The organism is Peptidiphaga sp. (assembly GCF_057238965.1).
The window spans coordinates 1-20,209 of the sequence record NZ_DBHHEV010000007.1 but is presented as its reverse complement, the minus strand read 5'-3'; the positions used below and the strand labels follow the sequence as shown (position 1 = coordinate 20,209).

Here is a 20,209-nt window from a genome sequence, read left to right as displayed (position 1 = left end):
CCCGCCTCGCGCGCCGCTTCGAGGTTCGCGAGAGCCGCATTCGCGCCGGCGACGTAGGCCGCGTGATGCCGGTCGTGGTGAAGCTCCATGATTTTGGCGGAAATGTGCGGCTCGAGGGCTGCGTAGTCGTAGGGCAGCTCGGGAAGGGTGTAAGTCATTGTTCCTCCGGTGGGGCGCCGCCGTCGGCGGCATAGTCGGTGCGGCATGGCCGGTTGTGAAAACCGGCTGTCGGACGCTGTCAAGTATAGGGACGTTGGTCCGTGGCCGAGGTGCGCTTTCGTCCAACGGCGAAAACGCCTTTTGGCCGGGCAGGAGGCGGAGACTGCATCGGCATTCGCTACAATTGCCTTGGCCTACCCATCGACCACGGAGGATGCCATGAGCGAAACGAGCGCCTCGACGCAAACCGACGCGCTGGCCGCGGCGCAGGAGGGCGCCGGCGGGAAGACGACGATCCTCGTGTATTCGGACGATTCGAAGACCCGCAGCGAGGTGCGCGCCTCCGTCGGCCGGAGGGCCGCCAAGGGAATGCCCGAGATCGCCTGGAAAGAGGTCGCAACGCCCGACGCGCTTATGCTGGAGGTCCGCCAGGGAGGCTGTTCGCTTATGATTCTCGACGCCGAGGCCCCCAAACTCGGCGGAATGGGGCTGGGGAAGATGGTCCACGACGAAGTCGATCCGTCCATTCCCTTCATCCTCCTCGTGGCGCGCCCCCAGGACGAGTGGCTGGCGAGATGGTCCGGGGCGGCTCGAACTCTCACATACCCCGTCAATCCGCGCGAGCTTTCGGCGGCGGTCGCCGAGCTGCTGAGCACCGAGGAGAAATAGTGTCGCTTCCCACGTGGCCCGATGTCATCAGCCGGCTCGTCGGCGGCCGGGACTTGACCCGCGAAGAGGCGGCTTGGGCCGTCGATCAGGCAATGGAAGGGGCGGCGACGTCGGCCCAGCTGGCCGGATTCCTCACGGCCCTTGCGGCCAAGGGAGAAACGCCGACGGAAATTCGCGGAATGGCCGACGCCATGGTTTCGCACGCTCTTCCCGTCGACGTCGAAGGCGAGGTCCTCGACATCGTGGGCACCGGAGGGGACAGGCTCCAGACGGTCAACATTTCCACCATGGCCGCGCTGGTCATCGCCGCCGCGGGCATCCCGGTGGTCAAGCACGGGAACAGAGCGTCGTCGTCGGCCTCCGGCTCGGCCGACTGCCTCGAAGCCCTCGGTGTCAACCTCGACCTTTCCGGCGCCGACGTGGCGCGGATTTTCAACGAGTTGGGCATCACCTTCATCTTTGCGAATGTCTTTCACCCCGCTATGCGTTTCGTTGCGCCGACGCGCCGCGAGCTGGGCGTCGCCACCGCTTTCAACATTCTCGGCCCGCTGACGAATCCTGCGCGCCCGGCCGTGTCCGTCGTCGGCGTCTCCCGGCCGGACTACGCGGAGCTGGTCGCGGGAGTCTTGGCCGAGCGCGGTTCGCGGGGCCTAGTGGTGCGCGGACGCGACAACGGGATGGACGAGCTTTCCTCCGTGACGGTCAACGACCTGTGGGAGATCGAGGGCGGCCGCGTTGAAAGGCACGAGTTTGACGCCGTCTCGGAGGCGGGGCTCGCTCCGGCGACGGTCGACGATCTGCGCGGAGGGCCCCCGGCTTTCAACGCCGAAGTCGCCCGCGCCTTCCTTCAGGGGAAGACAGGGGCTGTGCGCGAGGCCGTGCTGCTCAACGCGGCGGGCGCCTTCGTGGCCGCGGGAACGCTTCCGGGCACGGGGGCGCAGAACGGCTCCTTCGCCGAACGAATGCGCGCAGGAATGCAAATCGCGGCCGACACGGTCGATTCGGGCGCGGCGGCTCGGCTTCTCGACAGGTGGATCGCCCTGTCGAACGAACCGGCTTCATAGGGCTTTCCGAAGGGCCAGTAGGGCTCGAAACTTCATAAGTCAGACCCAGAGGCTTCGACGCATGGCGTTCGCGAAGCTCCCCGAGCTCTTTGCGGGATCCAAAGCTCTGTGCCCGCCGGGATCCAAACCTCTGTGCCCGCCGCCTCCTCAATCGGCGTCCGGCCCGGCTCAATCTGGGGGCTCAATCGGCGTCCGGCCCGGGAAGCGAAAATCTGAAAGCGCTGGCTCGGGGAAGCGCCAGGGGCTCCTCGCCCTCGAAGGAAAGCAGGCGGACGGTCGGCTTCCACAGCCATGCGGCGAGCAACTCGGTTTCCTCGACCGACGCGACGTCCCCGGGGGCGGCGGGCCTGTCGGTCTGACTCGCCGAGGCGACAAGCTCGGCCGCCAGCTCCCTCGGATCGGCGCTTCGGGGGCAGCGGCCCGTCGCGGCCAGGCGGCCCCAGCGGATCACCGCCACGTCCCACGATCCGTCGTCGTCGCGCCGGGCGCCGACGATCTGACGCGCCGCCAGAAGCGGAAGGATACGTTCGCGCCGTCGAGCCACGTCGATCACGCAGCGCAGGCGGTCGCGCTCGACGGCGGCCTGTTCGAATCTCTCGGCCGCGGCGAGGCTCGCCAGCCGTTGCATGCTGCGCTCCCACAGGCCGTCGAGGTCTCCGCCGAGAATCGAGCTCGCGGCCGCAAGCGAGGGGGCGTCGGGGTCGCCTGGCAGCGCGCAGGGCGCGGAGCAGCGGCCCATGGCATGCAGATGGCACGGGGCCTTTCGTCCGCTGGGCTTCGCGGGAAGACGCGCCGTGCATGTGCGCAGGCGGGCGTCGTCGGCCACAAGCTCGGCGGCCTGCCGCGCCGCCTTGCGGGATCCGAACGGGCCGAGGGCGGCCGCCGCATCCTCCAGGGCAAGGGACGCCGTCACCTTGAGCCGAGGGTGCGCTTCGTCCGTCAGCGCAAGCCATGGACGGTTGTCTGGACGGCGCGACCGGCGATTGTATGGCGGGTCGAATTCCGCGATCTGGCGCAGTTCCAGGATCCGCGCCTCGAGCACGGTCGGTGTTTCGTCGACTTCCGCGCGCTCGGCCAGGTCCGCCATCTCGGCCATGCGCTTCCGCGTTTCCGCGGCCGTGAAATATTGGCGTACGCGCGCACGGAGATTGGACGAGGAGCCGACGTACAGGACGTCGCCGGCGGGGCCGATGAAACGGTAGACGCCCGGGGAGCGGGCGATTCCGTCCGCCAGGCGCGCTTTCCTCCGCCGCGCTTGGGGAACCGGGTCCGTCGCGGTTGCGAGGTCCTCCAGATGCGTCACTCCGAGCGGCCCGAGCCTGCCCAGCATTGCGTGCAAAACGTCCACTGTGGCTCGGGCGTCGTCGAGGGCTCGGTGGCTCGGAGCCGTCGTCGCCCCGCATGCGCCCGCCAGGGTTGAGAGTTTGAAGTTGGCAACCTCGTCTGAGGAAAAGGCGCGCCGGGCCAATGCGACCGTGTCGAGCACCCTGACGCTGGGCCACGCAAAATCGGCGCCTGCAAACGCCGCCTTGAGATGGCCGACGTCGAAGCGCGCGTTGTGCGCCGCCACGACGGTGGACGGGCCCGCGCAGAGAAACTCGATGAGGGAGGGGATGACCGCCGCGATCCTGGGCGCCCGGGCCGTCATGGCCGTCGTAATGCCGGTGAGCGAGGTTATGAATGCGGGTATCGGCTGGCCCGGGTTGACGAGGGTGGAAAACTCGCCGAGGGTTTCCCCGCCTCGCACCTTGACGGCGCCTATCTCCGTGATCGATTCGGGGCCCGGTTTGGCGCCCGTCGTCTCCAGATCGACGACGACGAACGTCACCTCCTCCAGCGGCGTGCCCAAATCGTCGAAGGACAGCTGGCCGGCGGGCCCGCCGCCGTCGAGGTCGAGGCGCGCGCCCGGCGCCCGGGCCCGCCGGTGTGCCCCCGCCCGGCCGTCGCTCAAAGCCTCGCGCCGTCGTCGAAGGGGTCGATGTCCTCCGACCGCGGCGACGTGAGGAACGCCGCGACTCCCGCGCAGACGAATCCGGCGGCGCCCCAGGCGAAGGCCAAAGGCGTGCCTCCGGGGGCGAGGTCGAAGGCGGCCAGGACTCCCATGAGCAGGAGCAGCCCGGCGGACAGCCAAAGGAACCGGGACATCGGGTGCCCCTCGGGGACCTCCTCGTCGATTGGCATGAGAGTGCCGAGTTCGACGACGTCGACCCCGTCCTCGACCTCCAGTCTTTCCTCTTCCGGCGCGCTCCAGTCGCGCGGGCCGGCGCGCAAATTCGCCACGACCTCGGGCTCTTCGAAGGAGGCGTCGGAATCGACTTCGCCGTCGAATCGGTCCGTGAAAGCGCCGTTGAAACGGTCCGCAAGGGCGCCGCCCAACCCGTCGTCGAAGCCGCCTTCGGAGCCTCCCGAGAGGCCGAGCCCGCCGTCGACGTCTTTGAGGTCGCCGCCGAGCTTGCCGTCGAGGTCCTCGAGTTCGGCGTCGAAGTCCTCGAGGCCGGCGACGATCTCCTCCCACCTCTCCTCGAAGTCGTCCCCGCCTCCGACGTCGCCTTCGGAGGCGCCCTTCGCCCTGTTTCCAGATGTGTTTCCAGATGCGCCCTTTACTCGGTCTCCAGATCCGCCCGTGGCGCCGTCGCGCAAGGCGCCCTCGACATCGTCGTCTCCCAAGCCGTCGCCGGAATCGCCGCGCGCTGTCTCATCGGTCATGACCTCCAGCATACTCATGCATAGAATGGAAGTGTGTGCGTGCCCGCGCACGAAGAACCAAGACCAAAGCACGAAGAATCACGACCAAAGAAAGGCTCACGATGACTGTTCGTCGCGTCGCATTGCTCACCGCCGGCGGTTTTGCCCCGTGCCTCTCCTCCGCCGTGGGAGGACTCATCCAGCGCTACACCGAGATTGCGCCGGACATCGAAATCATCGCCTATCAGTACGGATACCACGGCCTCCTGACGGGCAATTACATCGTGGTCGACGAGGAGGCGCGCCGCAGCGCACACGTTCTGTCCCGTTTCGGCGGATCGCCGATCGGCAACTCTCGCGTCAAGCTGACGAACGCGAAGAACCTCGTGGAGAGGGGCCTGGTCAAGGAAGGCGAGGATCCCCTCCAGGTCGCCGCTGAGCGCCTGAAGGCCGACGGCGTGGACGTGCTCCACACGATCGGCGGCGACGACACCAACACCACCGCCGCGGACCTTGCGGCGTATCTGAAGGACCACGACTACGAGCTGACCGTCGTGGGGCTTCCCAAGACGATCGACAACGACATCGTTCCGATCCGCCAGTCGCTGGGCGCTTGGACGGCGGCCGAGGAAGCCTCCGGCTTCGCCCAGCACGTCATCGGAGAGCATCGTTCGAACCCGAGAATGCTCATCGTCCACGAGGTCATGGGTCGCAACTGCGGTTACCTCACGGCTCAGTCCGCGCAGTACTATCACGCCTGGGTCGCCGAGCAGGAGTGGGCGCCCGCCCTCGGCCTTTCGAAGGAGCGGTGGGACGTGCACGCCGTCTATCTGCCCGAGCTGTCCATTGACATCGACGGGGAGGCCAAGCGCCTTCGCGGCATCATGGACGAGATCGGCAACGTCAACATTTTCCTCTCCGAAGGCGCCGGCGTCGATGAGATCATCGCCGAGAAGGAGGCGGCCGGCGAAGAGGTGGAGCGCGATCCCTTCGGACACGTCAAGCTCGACAGCATCAACCCCGGCCAGTGGTTCGCCAAGCAGTTCGCCGAGCGGATCGGCGCGGAAAAGGTCATGGTCCAAAAGTCGGGCTACTACTCGCGCGCGTGGCATTCGAATGCCGATGACCTCGCCCTCATCGGCTCGATGGTCGATATGGCCGTGGACTGCGCCCTCGAAGGCAAGCCCGGAGTGATCGGCGAGGACGAGGAGAACGGCAATGAGCTCTCCTGCATCGCCTTCCCGCGCATCAAGGGACACAAGGCCTTCGACGTCTCCCAGCAGTGGTTCGCCGACCTTATGGGAGAGATAGGGCAGAAGCTCGAGGCTCGCTGACACCCCGTCGGCAACCCGCCATTCCGGTGAAAACGCCGGCCGCCGCGACACGTGGACGGTCGGCGTTTGTCACGCGGCCTACGCCGGGAACGGTATGCTGGTCCGCATGTTCTCCAACGCGGATTCAATCGACGCTTTTGCCTCATGGCGCTCCCTTCCGGCGGAGCACCAGCCTCGGTGGCCCGACGAAACCGAGCTGAACGCCGTGGTCGATTATTTGCGCACCTTGCCTCCGCTGGTTTTCGCCGGCGAAACCGACCAGCTGTCGGAGGAAATGGCGGAGGCTTCGCGCGGCAGGGCTTTCGTTCTCATGGGCGGGGACTGCGCCGAGTCCTTCGCCGAATCCACGGCCGAGCGCATCCGGGCCAAGATCCGAACGATCCTTCAGATGGCCGTCATCCTCACGTACGGCTCCTCCGTTCCCGTCGTGAAGATCGGACGCATGGCGGGCCAGTACTCCAAGCCGCGTTCCTCCGCCACGGAGGTCCACGAAGGCCGCGAACTTCCCTCCTACTTCGGCGACGCCGTCAACGGCCACGAATTCACCGCCGAATCCCGCGAGCCCGACCCACGCCGCCTCGTCGAGGCGTATCAGCGATCAGTCGCCACCCTCAATCTCATTCGCGCCTTCACCCAAGGCGGCTTCGCCGACCTGTCGAAAGTGCACGAATGGAATCAGGGCTTCGTCGCCAATCCGGCGTACGCGCGCTACGAGACCGTCGCCGCCGAGATCGACCGGGCCATGCGCTTTATGCGGGCGGCGGGCGTCGACGACCAATCGTTGCGCACCGTCGATTTTTACTCGGCGCACGAGGCGCTCATCCTTCCCTACGAGGATTCCCTGACGCGCATAGATTCGCGCACGGGCCGGCCCTACAACTGCTCAGCGCATTTCCTGGGGGTCGGCGAGCGCACGCGCCAGCCCGGCGGCGCCCACGTCGACATGCTGTCCAAAGTGGCCAATCCGATCGGAGTCAAGATCGGGCCCGATGCGAAGCCCGCCGACGTCCTCGCCCTCGTGGACAAGCTCAACCCCCGCGGCAAGGCGGGGCGTCTGACGCTCATCAGCCGCATGGGCGCCCGAAAGATCGCGGATCGCCTGCCGCCGATCGTCGAAGCCGTCCGAAAGGACGGCCGGCCCGTGACGTGGGTGACCGATCCGATGCACGGCAACACCATCTCGGCGTCGAACGGTATGAAGACGCGGCGACTCGAAGACATTTTGGCTGAAATCAAGGGCTTCTTTGCCGTTCACGGGGAATTGGGGACCCACCCCGGCGGAATTCACGTGGAGCTGACCGGCGACGACGTCACGGAGGTCCTGGGCGGCGCGGAGGAAGTCGTCGAGGACACGCTCGGCGAGCGCTACCGCACCCTGGTCGATCCGCGCCTGAACCATCAGCAGTCGCTGGAAATGGCCTTCATCGTGGCCGAGATGCTCCGCGACGTAAGCCTGTGACTACAGGGCCCCGATCGTCACCGTGGACCCGCGCGGGGCTTTCTTTCCCGACCTCGGAGACTGAATATTGACGGTGTCGTAGAACGCGCCGAAGAACCTGCGCTTCTTGACTGAGAAACCGGCGGATTTCAGCTCGGATTCGGCGTCGTCGGTGCTTTTGCCCAGGACGTTGGGCACGTCGACGAGGTTGTTGCCGGTGGAGACCTTGATCGTCACATTGTCGTGTCTGTGACCGCTTTCCCCTTCCTCAGGGTCCTGAGAGATCACCGCGTCCTTGGCGACCGAATCCGAGGCTTCTTCCTCGATCGAAACCGTGAATCCGGCGTTTTCGAGCTTGGATACGGCGTCGTTCTTCCACATGCCCACGACCTTGGGGACATTGATCGGCTCGCGTCCCCCGGAAACCGTGATCTTGACGGCCGAATCGTGCTCCACCCACGCGCCCGCCTTGGACGACTGGGCGATGACGCGGCCTTTTCTCACCGATTCCGAGTATTGGGTGGTCACCTCGTAGGAGAGGCGGGCCTTGCGGAGCGCCTCTTTCGCCTGCGCTTCCGTCTTTCCCGAAAGGTCGGGGACCTCCACCTTCTCGACCCCGGCCGACACGGTGACGGTCACCTTCGTCGAGGGATGAATGCTGGTTCCCGCCGCCGGATCGGTCGAAAGAACGCGGCCGGACTGGACCGAATCGGAGTACGACTCCTTCTTCGTGGCGCTCAGCCCCTTTGAGGAGAGCGCAGCGACGGCTTCCTTGTAGCTCTTTCCGGCGACCTTCGGCACGTCCACGCGCTGGCCCGGCCCCGCCATGAAGTACCACGCCGTTGCGATTATGGCGACGATGAGAAGGAGGGCGGTCGCGACGACGATGCGTTTTCTCGATTTGGCCGGTGCGACGCCGGAATTCTGTGCCGATGCGACGTTGGAATCCTGCAACGGCTCCGCGGCGTTTCTGCCTCGCCGGAACAGTCCGCGCCGGCGTTTCGTCTGCTGTGGAGACTGGGGGGAGGGCTGGGGCGAAGTATCGGGGGAAAAGGCTCCCTGCGGCGGGACGAGCACCGGCTGCGCGTCGACGAGCGTCGCCTGGCGTGCGGGCAGCTCGCTCTGTGCGGCGGCCTGGGCGGGCTGGCTCTTTTCGCCGACCGCCGCGCCGATGACTGCCGTCGGGTCGAGGTCGACCTGCGTGGCCTGTCCCAGGCCGGGGACGACGTCGACCCTGGTCCTTTCCGCGTGGGCCGCGCGCTTCGGCGCGACGGGTATGCGCTGGGAAAGGGCTTCGACGTCGATTTTTCGACAGAGGGCGATCAGGCCGTCGAGCGCCTCTTTGGCGTTGGCCGGCCTGTCTTCGGGTTTTTTCGCGGTAAGTTTTTCGACGAAGGCATCGACCTCGGGCGGCAGCCAGTCGGCTTGGTCGGCGATTCGCGGCATGTCGTCGTTGATCTGCTTGTACGCCGTGGCGATGGGGGTCTTGCCCGCGAAAGGAAGGGATCCGGTGAGGAACTCGTAGAGCAGGACGCCCAGGGCGTACAGGTCCGCCCGTTCGCCGGCGTCGCCGTCGGTGATGACCTCCGGGGCGAGATAGGCCACGGTTCCCATGACCTGCCCCGTCGCCGTCGCGTTTGACGTCACTGCTCGGGCGAGTCCGAAGTCCGTGACTTTCGCGTACACGTCGGGATGCGATTCCAAGGTCTCGGGAGGGCTCGGCACGGGGGCTGTCAGCATGATGTTCTCGGGCTTGACGTCCCTGTGGACGATGCCTGCGGCGTGGGCCGAGGTCAGAGCGCGAAGCACCTGTTCTCCGAGGGCCAGCGAGGTCCCCAGAGTGAAGCTGCCCAGGCGCGAAAGCTCGGCGCGAAGATCGGGGCCGGGCACATACTCCATGACGAGGTAGGCCCGCGTCCCTTCGGGGGAAGCCCACACGCCGCGGTCGTGGACGGCCACGACGTACGGGCTGGAAAGCCTCGCGGCTGCGCGTGCCTCGCGGTTGAAGCGTTCGGTGAAGTCGGGGTGCGCGCCCAGGTGCGTGTGCATGAACTTGACGGCGACGTCGCGCTCGAGGCGCTTGTCGCGGGCGCGATAAACGGTGGCCATCCCGCCGCGCCCGATGAGGGCCGTGATGGCGTAACGTCCGTCGACTACTGAGCCGATGAGTGAATCCGACACGAGTCAAGACTACTAAAGGCGCGGCGGCATGCCGAATGCCGACCGCGCCTTCAGACCGTCAGAAACGCGCCCGTGCCGCTTTGACCCTGTTGACGTATGCGACGGTGTCTGGTTTCATTCCGTTCTTTCGCACGCCGCCCAGGCCCTGGTAGTAGCCTGCGATTCCCTGGTCGACGCCGTCTGCGTTGCTCTGGAGGTAGCGGATGATGGCGACCCCGGCGACGGCGTTGTCATGCGGATCCAATAGGTTCAAACGGCGTCCGACGAGCCTGGAGGCCCATTCTCCCGACGAGGGAATGACCTGCATGACGCCTATTGCGTTGGCGGGTGAGACCGATCGCATGTCGAAGCCCGACTCGACGTACGCATGGGCGAGGGCGAGCCTGGGATCGACTCCCATCTGCGCGGCCGTGGAGCGGACGATCTCCTGCATCTGGGCGCGGGAGGGGACGGCCGCCCTTTCGAGGGCGAGCTTGTTGGCGTTCGCGGCCGAGTTGGTCGAATCCGGGTAGGTGTAGTGGAGGAAGGTTTTCGGAACGGGGTTCTGCGGCGTCGCCGAGGCCGTCGTGGCCGCGCCCGGGATCGTCAGCGTCTTTCCCGCGTAGATGCGGGCCGGGTCGGCGATTCCGTTGGCCTGTGCGACGGCGGCGACGGTTGTTCCGTGCTGGCGGGCGATTCCGCTGAGCGTCTCGCCCCGCTGGACCGTGTGGGACCCGTTCGTCTGCGCCGAGCTCTGGGCCGCGGCCTGCGGCGACGGCTGCGCAGCGCCGGGAATTGAGATCCGCTGGCCGACGTAGATGCGGGCCGGGTCGGCGATTCCGTTGGCTTGTGCGATCGCGGCGACGGTTGTTCCGTGCTGGCGGGCGATTCCGCTGAGCGTCTCCCCCCGCTGGACGGTGTGGGAAAGCGAGCCTGAAGGCTGCTCCGCGGGGAGGGGAGCCTTCAGAGCCCCGGGGACAGCCGGAATCGTAAGGAGCTGCCCCGTTCGAATGGGGCCGGCCAGTTTGTTGGCCTGTGCGATCGCCGTCGGCGAGACTCCCGTTCGCTTCGCCACCGTCTCGAGGGTGTCGTGCGAAGCTGCGCGATACGTCAGGGACGGCGCCTTCGTGCCGAGTTTCGCGGGATGGGCGACGGCCTCGACTTTGGCCGACGTGCTCGAATCGGCTGCCGCCGACGCCATTCCGCCTACTGCGGCGGTTGCGGCGACGGCTACGCTGAGCTGAGCGCGCAAGGACATGTGTGCCTCCAAAATGTCGTGTGCGTACAGCGATGAAAGTGACAAAAGATATGTCCTGATTCATCTGTGCTTAAAGTGCCATATGTGACAATAGTGGTTGTTGGGGGTCGCGCGCCACATGGGAGGCGAATTTGGGCTAGATTTGTGCGCGTGACCACTACTCCTGAGACATGGCTCTCTGTCCCCGAGGCCGCCGAGGCTCTGGGCGTTGCCCAAAGGGATGTGAGGAATATGCTGGCCGACCGGCGGATCCTCGCGGTTCGCAGGGGAGAGTCGGCCGCTCTCGCAATCTCTTCTCTGACGCTGGTCGACGAAAGCGGGAAAGCCGCCGTCCTCCCGTCGCTTCACGGCACGCTGACGGCCCTTTCCGACGCCGGCTGCAGCGACGAAGAGGCGTGGCGGTGGCTGACAGCGGCGAACGACGAACTTGGCGAGCGCCCGATCGACGCCTTGCGGGCCGGACGCGTGCACGCCGTGCGCAGGGCCGCCGCGACTCTCGCGTTCTGAAGGTGGTCCGCGGCTTCGCCCCGCGCGCCCGGTGGGGGGTGCGCTGCGCCCCGCGGAGGGCAGCCCTCAGGCGCGGGAGGCTGCTTGCGCACCTCGGTGCGTCCGAAGTTGAAGACGGGGTCGCACCCAGGCGCGGGGGAGGCTGCGCGTAAGGGCTACGAGACGCGCCCGATCAGTTCGAAGACGAGGGATTCGGCCATGGCCAGTCCGCCCGCGAGCGCAAGGCCGGAATCGCGTAGCGCGTTCAGAGCGGCCAAGGCCGCCGATTCGCGACGCCGGATCATGTCTTCGTGCGCGCTGCGGGCTCCCGATGCGATCCCGGCCTCCTGAATCCAGCGGGCGTCGTCGGGCTCGATCCGTCTTCCGAGGAGCCCGACGAGGCGGCGGCGGTCGGCGTCGTCCAGGCGCTCGAGCATAAGCGCCAGAAGAACGGTCCGCTTGCCTTGGGCGATGTCGCCGCACACCGGTTTGCCCGTCGCCTCCTCGTTTCCGAAGACCCCGAGATCGTCGTCACGGAGCTGGAACGCCTCGCCCAGAGGCGCGCCTACCCGTTCTAGCAGATCGAGGACGTCCCCGGAGGCCCCGGCCAGGAGGGCGCCGATGCGCAGCGGAAACACCACGGAGTACCGCGCGCTTTTGTGGGCGACGACGGAGAGGGCCGCGCCGACTGCGTCGGCGGCAGGCGGGGCGTTTTCCGCCCTGATGTCAAGGTACTGGCCGAAGGCGACCTCGGTGGTCATGTGGGCGAAGGCGCGCAGGGCTGCCCGGCTCGTGCGGGAGCCGACCTGCGCGCAGGCGTCCGCGAAGGCTTCCGTCGACAGCGACAGAAGGAAGTCGCCCAGAAGAATCGCCGAGGACGCGCCGAAATGCGTGTGGTCGCCGCTCCATCCGCTGTTTAAGTGCAGCCGGGCCAGAGCGACGTGGGCGGAGGGCTGGGAGCGCCTCGTCGAAGCGGCGTCGAGGATGTCGTCGTGGATCAAAGCCGAGGTTTGATAGAGCTCTGCCGCGGCGCCCGCGGAAATCGCCGGTTCGCGGTCTTCGGCGGTTGCGCAGGCGTAGCCGGCGGCGAGAAGGGCGGCGCGCGTGCGCTTGCCTCCGGAGAGCAGGCGGCGGGCGGGATCGAGGAACTCGCCCAAGCTTTCGGCGTCGCCCGGGAAATCGATCAACTCGCGCGCTCGGTCGAGGTAGGCGCGCGCCCGCGCCGAGACATCCTCGCGCAGTTCCTCCAACGCGGACTTCTCGCTCATGCGCACAGTTTAACCCGCCGGCCCGTCCAGACCGACGGATCCCCCAACCCGCCTGCCCGCAGAGGCCTGCCGCGCTCCGCTCTGCCTTCGGCGGGAGCGCGCATTCCGCTCGCAGGCCCCGGCGTTCGAAGAAGGTCTCCTCTTTGCCGATCGACGAACGTGCGCTCCGCTCATCGGGCCTCGGCCGGCGAGCCGGTCCACAGGGCTCTTTCGCGTCCGATCCCTTCACAGGCGGTGCACGTGGGCGAACGCGCACGGGCCGCGAGGGGTCTAATCGGCGCATGGTCACCGTCACAACCCCCGAAGAGGCGCTCGTCCTCGTCCCCCACATCCTCGGCTACCGCCCGACCTCGACTTTCGTCATGTGCGGACTCGACTCGCATTGCACCGACGCCGCCGGAATCGGCTCGTGCGTCGGCCCTATCGTGCATCTTGACTATCGGAACGAGCCGCTGTCCGCAGACCACGGCAGATTCCTCGCCCAGGTGACGCGTCGGCACGACGTGACGATCGCCGTTCTCGTCCTTTACTGCCAAAGCTTGAGCGAGTTGGACGTCGGCGGCTTGGCGCAGCGGATCGCGCTCATGCACTCGATGGTCTCTCACGCGCAGCGTCCGGGGGCGGCGCTGTTTTCCTTCGCCGTGGACGCCGAACGCTTCGTTCGCCTCGACGGCGGCCCACGGGTCGTGCGCGAGGTCCGCGAACTCGAATCCTGCGCGACGGCGGCCGAGCTTGTCTTCCAGGGAAGCGCCCCGGGGGCTGAGCAACCGGGAATGGCGCTGCCGGCCGTGGATCCGCGCATGCGCGCAGCGGCGAGAGCCGCCGCCGACGCCGCGATTGCCTCAGGCGGGGGCGAGACCGCCGCCCAGACCCTGTGGGATCTCTTCGACGCCGCGCAGGCGCACAGCGTCCTCTTCCGAGGAAACGTCCTCAGCCACGTGTCAGAGGGGGTCGAAGGCTGCGCGCAAGACTCTGCGGGAGCGAACGCCGGCGTCGGTCGGCTCGGGTCTGGAGAGAGCCTCGCCCGAGCCGTGGGGCAGGCGAGCGCTTCTCTCACCGTCCCCCTCAACCGGGACGCCGCCTTGGCGTGGGGCTTGGAGCCCAGCCTGCGACGCGGCGGCGATGCGGACGCGCAGGCGGTCGCCGAAATCCTTGCGGAAGCCGTATGCAGGCCTCCCTCCATTTCTCGGCTGAAAACCGCCTGCAGGGTGCTCGACCTCGTCGCGGCGTACGACTGCCGCGGATCGGTCGACGCTCTCGCCGCGAGCGCGTATCTGCACTGGTGGGCGTGCCTGAATTCGATTGCTGCCGACAGGGTGGAAAGAGCCCTGGGCAAAGATCCGGGGCACTCTTTGACGCGTCTCCTAGCGGACGCCCTCGCCTCGGGAATGATGGCGCCATGGTACTTCTACGCGCGGGGCGCCGCTTAAAGCGCGAACGATCCAAAGTCGATGAGCCCGGCTGCGCTGCTGTGCCCGTAGAGCCGCTTAGACGCCTGGACGTCCGGCTTCGCCCGAGATCCTGACCCGCGAGAGCCGGTTCAACGGCCTCCGGCGCCGAAGCCTTCGTGCTGCTCGTGGCTTCGGCGCCGTCCGTCGAAGGCGCCCCTGCGGCGGTCGGCCTCGCTGTCGTCCCTCGCGTCCCCGCCTCGGCGGGCAGGCGACGACCGCAGATCCGGCGTGGACGCGGCTTCGCGAATTCGGCCGGTGCGCGGTAGCATCGAAACGAAGAATGTGACGCGTCCCATTCAATGGAGGGAAGCGTCCGACAAGACGGTCCAATGGAGGGTCGAGGAGGTCTAATGGAGGAATTGCGTCCGAGCGCGCTGTTTGGCGAGCACGTTGCCGCCGGGGCGACTATGACGCCTTTCGCGGGCTGGAATATGCCGCTGAGGTACACGTCCGATCGCGAGGAACACCGGGCGGTCCGAGAATCGGTTGGGAAGTTCGACCTGTCCCACATGGGGCAGGTCGAGGTCGAGGGGCCTCAGGCGGCCGCCGTCCTTGACTACTCGCTGTGCACAAAGCCTTCCACCATGCCGGTGGGGCGGGCCCGCTATTCGATGATGCTCGCGCCGGACGGAGGGATCATCGACGATCTCATCGTCTACCGCCTGGGGGAGGACAGGTACCTTGCCGTCCCGAACGGGGCCAACAGAATCACGGTGGTCGAAGAGCTGACTCGGCGCGGGCGCGAATGGTGCGCCAAGAACGAGGCGTCCGAAAGCCATTCCATCGTCGACCGCACCCTCGAACGGGCGCTCATAGCTGTGCAGGGGCCGGAGTCGCTCAAGGCCGTCGTCGCGCTGCTCGGCCCGGAGGACGCCGAACGCGTGGCGGCTCTCGGGTACTATCGCGCCCTCGAAGCGAAGGTCGACGGCGTCCCCGCCATGATTGCGCGGACGGGGTACACGGGGGAGACGGGCTACGAAATCATGCTCCCCGCATCCGCCGCGCCCGACGTATGGCGGAAAATCGAGGCCAAAGCCTGCGGCTTGGCCTCTCGCGACACGCTTCGCCTCGAGGCTGGCATGCCGCTGTACGGCAACGAGCTTGGGCGCGACGTCGCCCCCGCGGATGCCGGCGCCGCGCGGCTGCCGGCGGACCACGAATTCGTCGGGGGCGCGGCCCTGGCCGAACGCGAACCGACGTGGGACCTTTACGCGCTCGTCGGCGAAGGCCGCCGCGCCGCCCGGGCGGGCAACACGGTGATGGGCGAGGGGCGCGAGGTCGGAAAGGTGACCTCGGGCGCGCTGTCGCCGACCCTCGGATACCCCATTGCGCTCGCCCGCCTCGAACCGGGAATCGCCGAAGGCGCCGTTCTCGACGTCGACGTTAGAGGGACGCTGCAGCCTATGCGCGTGACAACCCTCCCGTTCTACAAGCGGTCAAGGTGAATCCGTCCGCAGCTGGGCGGGTGCGCCTGGGGCGCGGGCGCCTCAAACGGCCCGGGAAGCCGGATTCGCCATAAGCGGGCGGCCGTCCGCAAATCAATCTGCCCGCAAATGATTCCGCCTAACAACCAATACGTCAGTTCCGTCCAACAACCAATACGTCCGAACAAAGGAGCCAAGATGTCATACCCCGACGACCGCCAGTACTCCGAAGACCACGAGTGGATATCCGCCGGAAGCCCCGCTCGCGTCGGCATCACCGAGTTCGCCGCCCGCGCGCTGGACGAGGCCGTGTACGTCGACCTTCCCGAGGTGGGAAGCGAGGTGACTGCGGGGCAGGCGTGCGGCGAGATCGAATCCGTGAAGTCGGTTTCCGACTTGGTCGCCCCCGCCGGCGGCAAGGTCGTGGCGGTCAATCAGGACGTCATCGACGACCCGAAGCTGGCCACGGACGATCCCCATGGAACGTGGCTTTACGAGATCGAGGTGGCGGAGCGGCCCGAGCTTATGGACAGCGCAGCCTACGAGGCGTTCGCTAAGGAGGCATGATGTCCTTCGCACGCCGACACGTCGGGACGCAGGGCGCCGACAGGCAGGCCATGCTTCAAACCGCGGGGGCGAGCAGCCTCGACGAGCTTATGGCCAAGGCTCTTCCCTTTCCTGCGCCCCCGCCGAGCCGACTGCCGGAAGCCCTGAGCGAAGCCGAGGTCGCCGCCGAACTCGCCCGGCTCGCGTCGGCCAACAGGGTGACGACGTCGATGATCGGCCAGGGCTTTTACGACACCGTGGTCCCGGCCCCCGTCGTGCGCGACATTCTCTGCAATCCCTCGTGGTACACGGCCTACACGCCGTACCAGCCCGAGATCTCACAGGGACGGCTCGAAGCCCTCCTCAATTTCCAAACGCTGACAACCGAGCTGACGGGAATGGACGTCGCGGGCGCATCCCTTCTCGACGAGGCGTCTGCGGCCGCGGAGGCCGTCGCCCTCGCCGTGCGGTGCGCCAAGGGAAAGACGAAGGTGGCGGTCGATTCGGACGTCTTCGCCCACACCCGCGCGGTCATCGACACCCGCGCAGCGGCCCTCGGCCTTGAGATCGTCGACGTGGACGTCCTCGGCGGCGACGTCGACGTCTCGGGGTGCGCGGGCCTGCTTGTCCAGTATCCGGCGGCTTCGGGCTCGATCGGCGACGTCGAACGCTGTCGGGAGCTTGCTCAGGCCGTTCACGCCGAGGGCGGAAGCTTCATCGTGATCGCCGACCTCCTGGCCCTTGCGCTCCTGACCCCGCCCGGCGACTTCGGCGCGGACATCGTGGCCGGAAGCGCGCAAAGGCTCGGGCAGCCGATGGGCGGCGGCGGCCCGCACGCCGGCTACATCGCCGCGCGCAAGGCCCGCGAACGGCAGCTCCCGGGCCGCCTCGTGGGCGTCTCCCGCGACGCCGACGGCCATCCCGCCTACCGATTGGCGCTCCAGACGCGCGAACAACACATCCGCAGGGAAAAGGCGACGTCGAACATCTGCACCGCGCAGTCCCTGCTCGCCATTCTCGCCTCCATGTACGCCGTCTACCACGGACCGGAGGGCTTGCGCCGGATCGCTTCGGAGACGCACGAGAAAGCCCGCGCACTCGCGCGGGCCCTGGACTCGGCGGGAGTGCGCGTCAAGCCGGAGCCGTTCTTCGACACCCTCGAGATTTCGCTGCCGGGTCGGGCCGAGGAGGCCGCCCGAGCGCTCGGCGAGCGCGGCGTCCGGGTCTTCGTCAGGGATTCCTCCACGATTCGCCTCTCAACGGACGAACGGACTCGTGCGGGCGACCTCGACGTCGTCGCAGAGACCCTGTCCGCCTTCGGCGAGGAGGATCCGGCGGCAGGCCGGGGAGGACGTGGGCTCCCCGACACCGCGGAGGGCAAGCCGGAAGGCGTAGCGGCGCCGGCCGCCGCACAAGCGGCCGGAATCGGCGACATACCGGCCTCGGGGCTGCGAGCGGACGGCTTCCTCGCGCAGGAGGCCTTCCACGCCCATCGGACCGAAACGGAGCTCATGCGGTACATGCGCGAGCTGGCGGCGAAGGACTACGCCCTCGATCGGGGGATGATCCCGCTCGGCTCGTGCACCATGAAGCTGACCGCCGCGGCGGAGGCCGAGGCCATAACGCTCGAGGGATTCGCCCGAATCCACCCCTTCGCGCCGCAGGAGGACACGGCCGGATATCGCGAGATGATAGGCGACCTCGAAAGATGGCTCGCCGACATCACGGGGTACGACGCCGTCTCCGTCCAGCCGAATGCGGGAAGCCAGGGGGAGTTCGCGGGTCTGCTCGCCATACGCGCCTACCACGAGTCTCGCGGCGAGGCGGATCGAAACGTCTGCCTCATTCCGGCGTCGGCCCACGGAACCAATGCGGCCTCAGCGGCGCTGGCGGGATTCAAGGTGGTCGTCGTGGGCACGGCGCGCGACGGCTCCACCGACATGGACGCCTTGCGCAAGGCGCTGGCTGACAACGAGGGACGCGTCGGCGCCCTCATGATCACGTATCCGTCGACACACGGCACGTTTGAGCCGCACGTGCGGGAAGTGACCGCCGCCGTCCACGAGGCCGGAGGACAGGTCTACATCGACGGCGCGAACCTCAATGCCCTCGTCGGCTACGCGCGGCCCGGCGACCTCGGAGGCGACGTCTCTCACGTCAACCTTCACAAAACCTTCGCGATCCCGCACGGAGGCGGAGGGCCGGGCGTCGGCCCCGTCTGCGCCAAGGGGCATCTGGCCCCCTTCCTCCCCGGCGAGAGCCGGAGAGTCGCGGCCGCACAGTGGGGTTCCGCGGGAGTCCTTCCCATCACGTGGGCCTACCTGCGGCTCATGGGCGCCGACGGTTTGAAGGAAGCGACCGCCAGCGCGGTTCTCGCGGCCAATTACGTGGCGAATCGGCTGGAAGGCGCGCTTCCCGTCCTCTATCGTGGGCCCGGGGGCTTCGTGGGCCACGAGTGCATCCTCGACACCAGAGTCCTCAAGGAATTCGGGGTGTCGGTCGACGACGTCGCCAAACGGCTCATCGACTACGGATTCCACGCCCCGACGATGAGCTTCCCCGTTCCCGGAACCCTCATGGTCGAGCCGACCGAGTCCGAGGGCAAAGGCGAACTCGATCGGTTCTGCCGCGCGGTCGAGGCGATAGTCTCCGAGGCCAGGGACGTCGGCGAAGGCAGGTGGCCCGCCGATGACAGCCCGTTGTCCAATGCGCCGCACACGGCCGAGTGCATCGCGGCGGACGAATGGAGCCATCCCTACTCGCGCGAGCTCGCGGCCTACCCGGGGGCGTTGGCGGCAAGGAACGGGGGCGACGACGCCCGGCGCGTGCGCCGCCTCGTCGAGACGAAGTACTGGCCGCCTGTCCGGAGGATCGACGGGCCGTGGGGAGACCGCAACTTCAGCTGCACGTGTCCTCCCGTCGAAGCCTTCGAGGAATAGGCTCGTCGAGGCAGATCTGGAGAACTGGGTCACAGTCGCAAGCGGCGGGAATTGTCTCCGCCGCTTGCGCGTTGTAGACACTATCTAGAACTATGCCCGCAATCGGCTGGTTCGGGAGAAAACCTAGGTGAAAGGTCCCACGTGGCAACGATATCCGCACAGGCAACCGAGAACGAGACGGCTTCGCAGGCGCAGGGCGAGGACGGCGCCGAGAGGCCAGCCACGAGCAAGGCGCAGTCGGCCAAGGGCAAGGAAACGGCGGCCTCCGAGGGGAAAAAGGCCGGCGAGGCCTCCGAGAAGGAATCCTCCGCGAAAAAGTCTCCCGCGAAGAAGGCGAAGGCCGCTGGGAAGGGCGCAAAGGCCGTCGCCAAGAAGACGGCGACGAAGAAATCGGACGCCAAGGCAGCCGAGGGCGAGGACGGCTCGAAGGAGGCGAAGGGAAAGGACGGCCAGGAGGACTCCAAGAAGCCTTCGGCGAAGAAATCGGAGTCGAAGAAGGCCGCGTCCAAGAAGTCTGGAACGAAGGCTTCCGCTAAGAAGGCCGCGCCCAAGAAATCCTCGGCTTCGAAGTCCGAGGCCGATGAAGAGGCCGCCGGGCAGGGCTCCGCGGACGAGCAGGCCTCCGAGTCGAAGTCCTCCGAGTCGAAAGCCGCGGCAAAGACCGCCAAGAAGCCTAAAAAGGCCTCCTCGAAAAAGAAGTCTTCGGCGAAGCGGGCCGACGAAGGCGAGCACCCCGAGGAGGAGGCGGGCGCAGCGCAGAGCGCGGGCGTCGATTCCGACGTCGATATGGACGATCTCGACCGGGACTCCGACGAATTGGAGGATTCGTCGGACGCGGAGGAAGTCGATGCGGACGCCGACTCGGACGAAGAAGGGGAAGGCTCCGAGGACAAGGACGGAACGGAGCGCCCCCGCGGGAGGAACCTGACGGAGGACGCGATCCCCGCCTCCAAGGGCGCTTTCACGATGAAGGACTCGGACGAGTCCGACGAACCCGCCGTCCGGGTCCACGTGGCGGGCGCCACGGCCGACCCCGTCAAGGACTACCTCAAGCAGATCGGCAAGGTTCCGCTCCTCAACGCCGAAGAGGAAGTGGAACTCGCCCGGCGCATCGAAGCCGGGCTTTACGCCCAGCACATCCTCGAATCCGGCTCGCTCGACAAGGCCAAGGACCGCATGTACATGCGCGAACTCAAGCTCATTTCGCGCGACGGGCAGCAGGCGAAGAACCACCTCCTCGAAGCCAACCTCCGCCTGGTGGTTTCCTTGGCCAAGCGCTACACGGGCCGCGGCATGCTCTTCCTCGACCTCATCCAGGAGGGCAACCT

The 20,209-nt window shown here is 67.4% G+C and carries 16 protein-coding genes and 1 pseudogene; 10 read left to right on the top strand and 7 right to left on the bottom strand.

Going from position 1 to position 20,209, the window contains the following annotated elements; all coding sequences use genetic code 11:
- Positions 1 to 158: pseudogene (locus ACO48X_RS01880) on the bottom strand (superoxide dismutase); the annotation flags it as partial.
- 220 nt (positions 159 to 378) lie between these two features.
- On the opposite strand from ACO48X_RS01880, the gene ACO48X_RS01875 reads away from it, so the two are divergent.
- Positions 379 to 828, top strand: coding sequence for a hypothetical protein (locus tag ACO48X_RS01875; protein ID WP_484999996.1), 450 nt, complete (start codon positions 379 to 381; stop codon positions 826 to 828).
- Positions 828 to 1,892, top strand: coding sequence for an anthranilate phosphoribosyltransferase (gene trpD, locus ACO48X_RS01870; RefSeq protein WP_484999994.1), 1,065 nt, complete (start codon positions 828 to 830; stop codon positions 1,890 to 1,892). Before ACO48X_RS01875 ends, trpD begins: the two co-directional genes overlap by 1 nt.
- Before the next feature lie 181 nt (positions 1,893 to 2,073).
- Here trpD and ACO48X_RS01865 read toward each other — a convergent pair whose 3' ends face one another.
- Positions 2,074 to 3,843 carry a DEDD exonuclease domain-containing protein gene (locus tag ACO48X_RS01865; protein ID WP_484999992.1) on the bottom strand — a complete coding sequence of 590 codons (1,770 nt, stop codon included), beginning with the start codon at positions 3,841 to 3,843 and terminating at the stop codon, positions 2,074 to 2,076.
- Positions 3,840 to 4,598 carry a hypothetical protein gene (locus ACO48X_RS01860; RefSeq protein ID WP_484999991.1) on the bottom strand — a complete coding sequence of 253 codons (759 nt, stop codon included), beginning with the start codon at positions 4,596 to 4,598 and terminating at the stop codon, positions 3,840 to 3,842. Before ACO48X_RS01860 ends, ACO48X_RS01865 begins: the two co-directional genes overlap by 4 nt.
- A gap of 101 nt (positions 4,599 to 4,699) precedes the next feature.
- Here ACO48X_RS01860 and ACO48X_RS01855 point away from each other — a divergent pair, with 101 nt between their 5' ends.
- Complete coding sequence (locus ACO48X_RS01855; protein WP_484999989.1) at positions 4,700 to 5,911, top strand: pyrophosphate--fructose-6-phosphate 1-phosphotransferase; 1,212 nt, start codon at positions 4,700 to 4,702, stop codon at positions 5,909 to 5,911.
- A gap of 94 nt (positions 5,912 to 6,005) precedes the next feature.
- Positions 6,006 to 7,370, top strand: a complete 1,365-nt coding sequence (locus ACO48X_RS01850; protein ID WP_484999987.1) for a class II 3-deoxy-7-phosphoheptulonate synthase — start codon at positions 6,006 to 6,008, stop codon at positions 7,368 to 7,370.
- Here ACO48X_RS01850 and pknB read toward each other — a convergent pair whose 3' ends face one another.
- The gene (gene pknB, locus ACO48X_RS01845; RefSeq protein WP_484999985.1) at positions 7,371 to 9,530 is read right to left on the bottom strand and encodes a Stk1 family PASTA domain-containing Ser/Thr kinase; all 2,160 of its coding nucleotides are present in this window, start codon (positions 9,528 to 9,530) and stop codon (positions 7,371 to 7,373) included.
- A gap of 58 nt (positions 9,531 to 9,588) precedes the next feature.
- Positions 9,589 to 10,767, bottom strand: coding sequence for a lytic transglycosylase (locus tag ACO48X_RS01840; RefSeq protein WP_484999983.1), 1,179 nt, complete (start codon positions 10,765 to 10,767; stop codon positions 9,589 to 9,591).
- A 150-nt stretch (positions 10,768 to 10,917) separates the two neighbouring features.
- On the opposite strand from ACO48X_RS01840, the gene ACO48X_RS01835 reads away from it, so the two are divergent.
- Positions 10,918 to 11,274, top strand: coding sequence for an Rv2175c family DNA-binding protein (locus ACO48X_RS01835; RefSeq protein ID WP_484999981.1), 357 nt, complete (start codon positions 10,918 to 10,920; stop codon positions 11,272 to 11,274).
- Between the two features lie 155 nt (positions 11,275 to 11,429).
- Here ACO48X_RS01835 and ACO48X_RS01830 read toward each other — a convergent pair whose 3' ends face one another.
- Positions 11,430 to 12,521 carry a polyprenyl synthetase family protein gene (locus ACO48X_RS01830; RefSeq protein WP_484999979.1) on the bottom strand — a complete coding sequence of 364 codons (1,092 nt, stop codon included), beginning with the start codon at positions 12,519 to 12,521 and terminating at the stop codon, positions 11,430 to 11,432.
- 281 nt (positions 12,522 to 12,802) lie between these two features.
- On the opposite strand from ACO48X_RS01830, the gene ACO48X_RS01825 reads away from it, so the two are divergent.
- The gene (locus tag ACO48X_RS01825) at positions 12,803 to 13,951 is read left to right on the top strand and encodes a DUF4192 family protein (protein ID WP_484999977.1); all 1,149 of its coding nucleotides are present in this window, start codon (positions 12,803 to 12,805) and stop codon (positions 13,949 to 13,951) included.
- Positions 13,952 to 14,061: 110 nt separating this feature from the next.
- Here ACO48X_RS01825 and ACO48X_RS01820 read toward each other — a convergent pair whose 3' ends face one another.
- The gene (locus ACO48X_RS01820; RefSeq protein WP_484999975.1) at positions 14,062 to 14,268 is read right to left on the bottom strand and encodes a hypothetical protein; all 207 of its coding nucleotides are present in this window, start codon (positions 14,266 to 14,268) and stop codon (positions 14,062 to 14,064) included.
- 54 nt (positions 14,269 to 14,322) lie between these two features.
- On the opposite strand from ACO48X_RS01820, the gene gcvT reads away from it, so the two are divergent.
- From gcvT to ACO48X_RS01800, 4 genes are all read left to right on the top strand, one after another.
- On the top strand, positions 14,323 to 15,417 hold the full coding sequence (gene gcvT, locus ACO48X_RS01815; RefSeq protein ID WP_484999973.1) for a glycine cleavage system aminomethyltransferase GcvT: 1,095 nt from the start codon (positions 14,323 to 14,325) through the stop codon (positions 15,415 to 15,417).
- A 177-nt stretch (positions 15,418 to 15,594) separates the two neighbouring features.
- A complete protein-coding gene (locus ACO48X_RS01810) occupies positions 15,595 to 15,963 on the top strand; it encodes a glycine cleavage system protein H (protein WP_484999971.1) in 369 nt (122 codons plus the stop codon).
- Positions 15,960 to 18,881 carry an aminomethyl-transferring glycine dehydrogenase gene (gcvP, locus tag ACO48X_RS01805; RefSeq protein ID WP_484999969.1) on the top strand — a complete coding sequence of 974 codons (2,922 nt, stop codon included), beginning with the start codon at positions 15,960 to 15,962 and terminating at the stop codon, positions 18,879 to 18,881. The genes ACO48X_RS01810 and gcvP overlap by 4 nt, the downstream gene beginning before the upstream one ends.
- Positions 18,882 to 19,022: 141 nt before the next feature.
- The coding region (locus ACO48X_RS01800; RefSeq protein WP_484999967.1) for a sigma-70 factor domain-containing protein at positions 19,023 to 20,209 on the top strand (1,187 nt) is incomplete at its 3' end.

Bases quoted from the DNA above. Each gene is read 5' to 3' on its own strand.
- ACO48X_RS01875 (WP_484999996.1), top strand. From the start codon at position 379: ATGAGCGAAACGAGCGCCTCGACGCAAACCGACGCGCTGGCCGCGGCG.
- ACO48X_RS01860 (WP_484999991.1), bottom strand. From the start codon at position 4,598: ATGACCGATGAGACAGCGCGCGGCGATTCCGGCGACGGCTTGGGAGAC.
- ACO48X_RS01855 (WP_484999989.1), top strand. From the start codon at position 4,700: ATGACTGTTCGTCGCGTCGCATTGCTCACCGCCGGCGGTTTTGCCCCG.
- ACO48X_RS01850 (WP_484999987.1), top strand. From the start codon at position 6,006: ATGCTGGTCCGCATGTTCTCCAACGCGGATTCAATCGACGCTTTTGCC.
- ACO48X_RS01840 (WP_484999983.1), bottom strand. From the start codon at position 10,767: ATGTCCTTGCGCGCTCAGCTCAGCGTAGCCGTCGCCGCAACCGCCGCA.
- ACO48X_RS01830 (WP_484999979.1), bottom strand. From the start codon at position 12,521: ATGAGCGAGAAGTCCGCGTTGGAGGAACTGCGCGAGGATGTCTCGGCG.
- ACO48X_RS01825 (WP_484999977.1), top strand. From the start codon at position 12,803: ATGGTCACCGTCACAACCCCCGAAGAGGCGCTCGTCCTCGTCCCCCAC.
- ACO48X_RS01820 (WP_484999975.1), bottom strand. From the start codon at position 14,268: ATGGGACGCGTCACATTCTTCGTTTCGATGCTACCGCGCACCGGCCGA.
- gcvT (WP_484999973.1), top strand. From the start codon at position 14,323: ATGGAGGAATTGCGTCCGAGCGCGCTGTTTGGCGAGCACGTTGCCGCC.
- ACO48X_RS01810 (WP_484999971.1), top strand. From the start codon at position 15,595: ATGTCATACCCCGACGACCGCCAGTACTCCGAAGACCACGAGTGGATA.
- gcvP (WP_484999969.1), top strand. From the start codon at position 15,960: ATGATGTCCTTCGCACGCCGACACGTCGGGACGCAGGGCGCCGACAGG.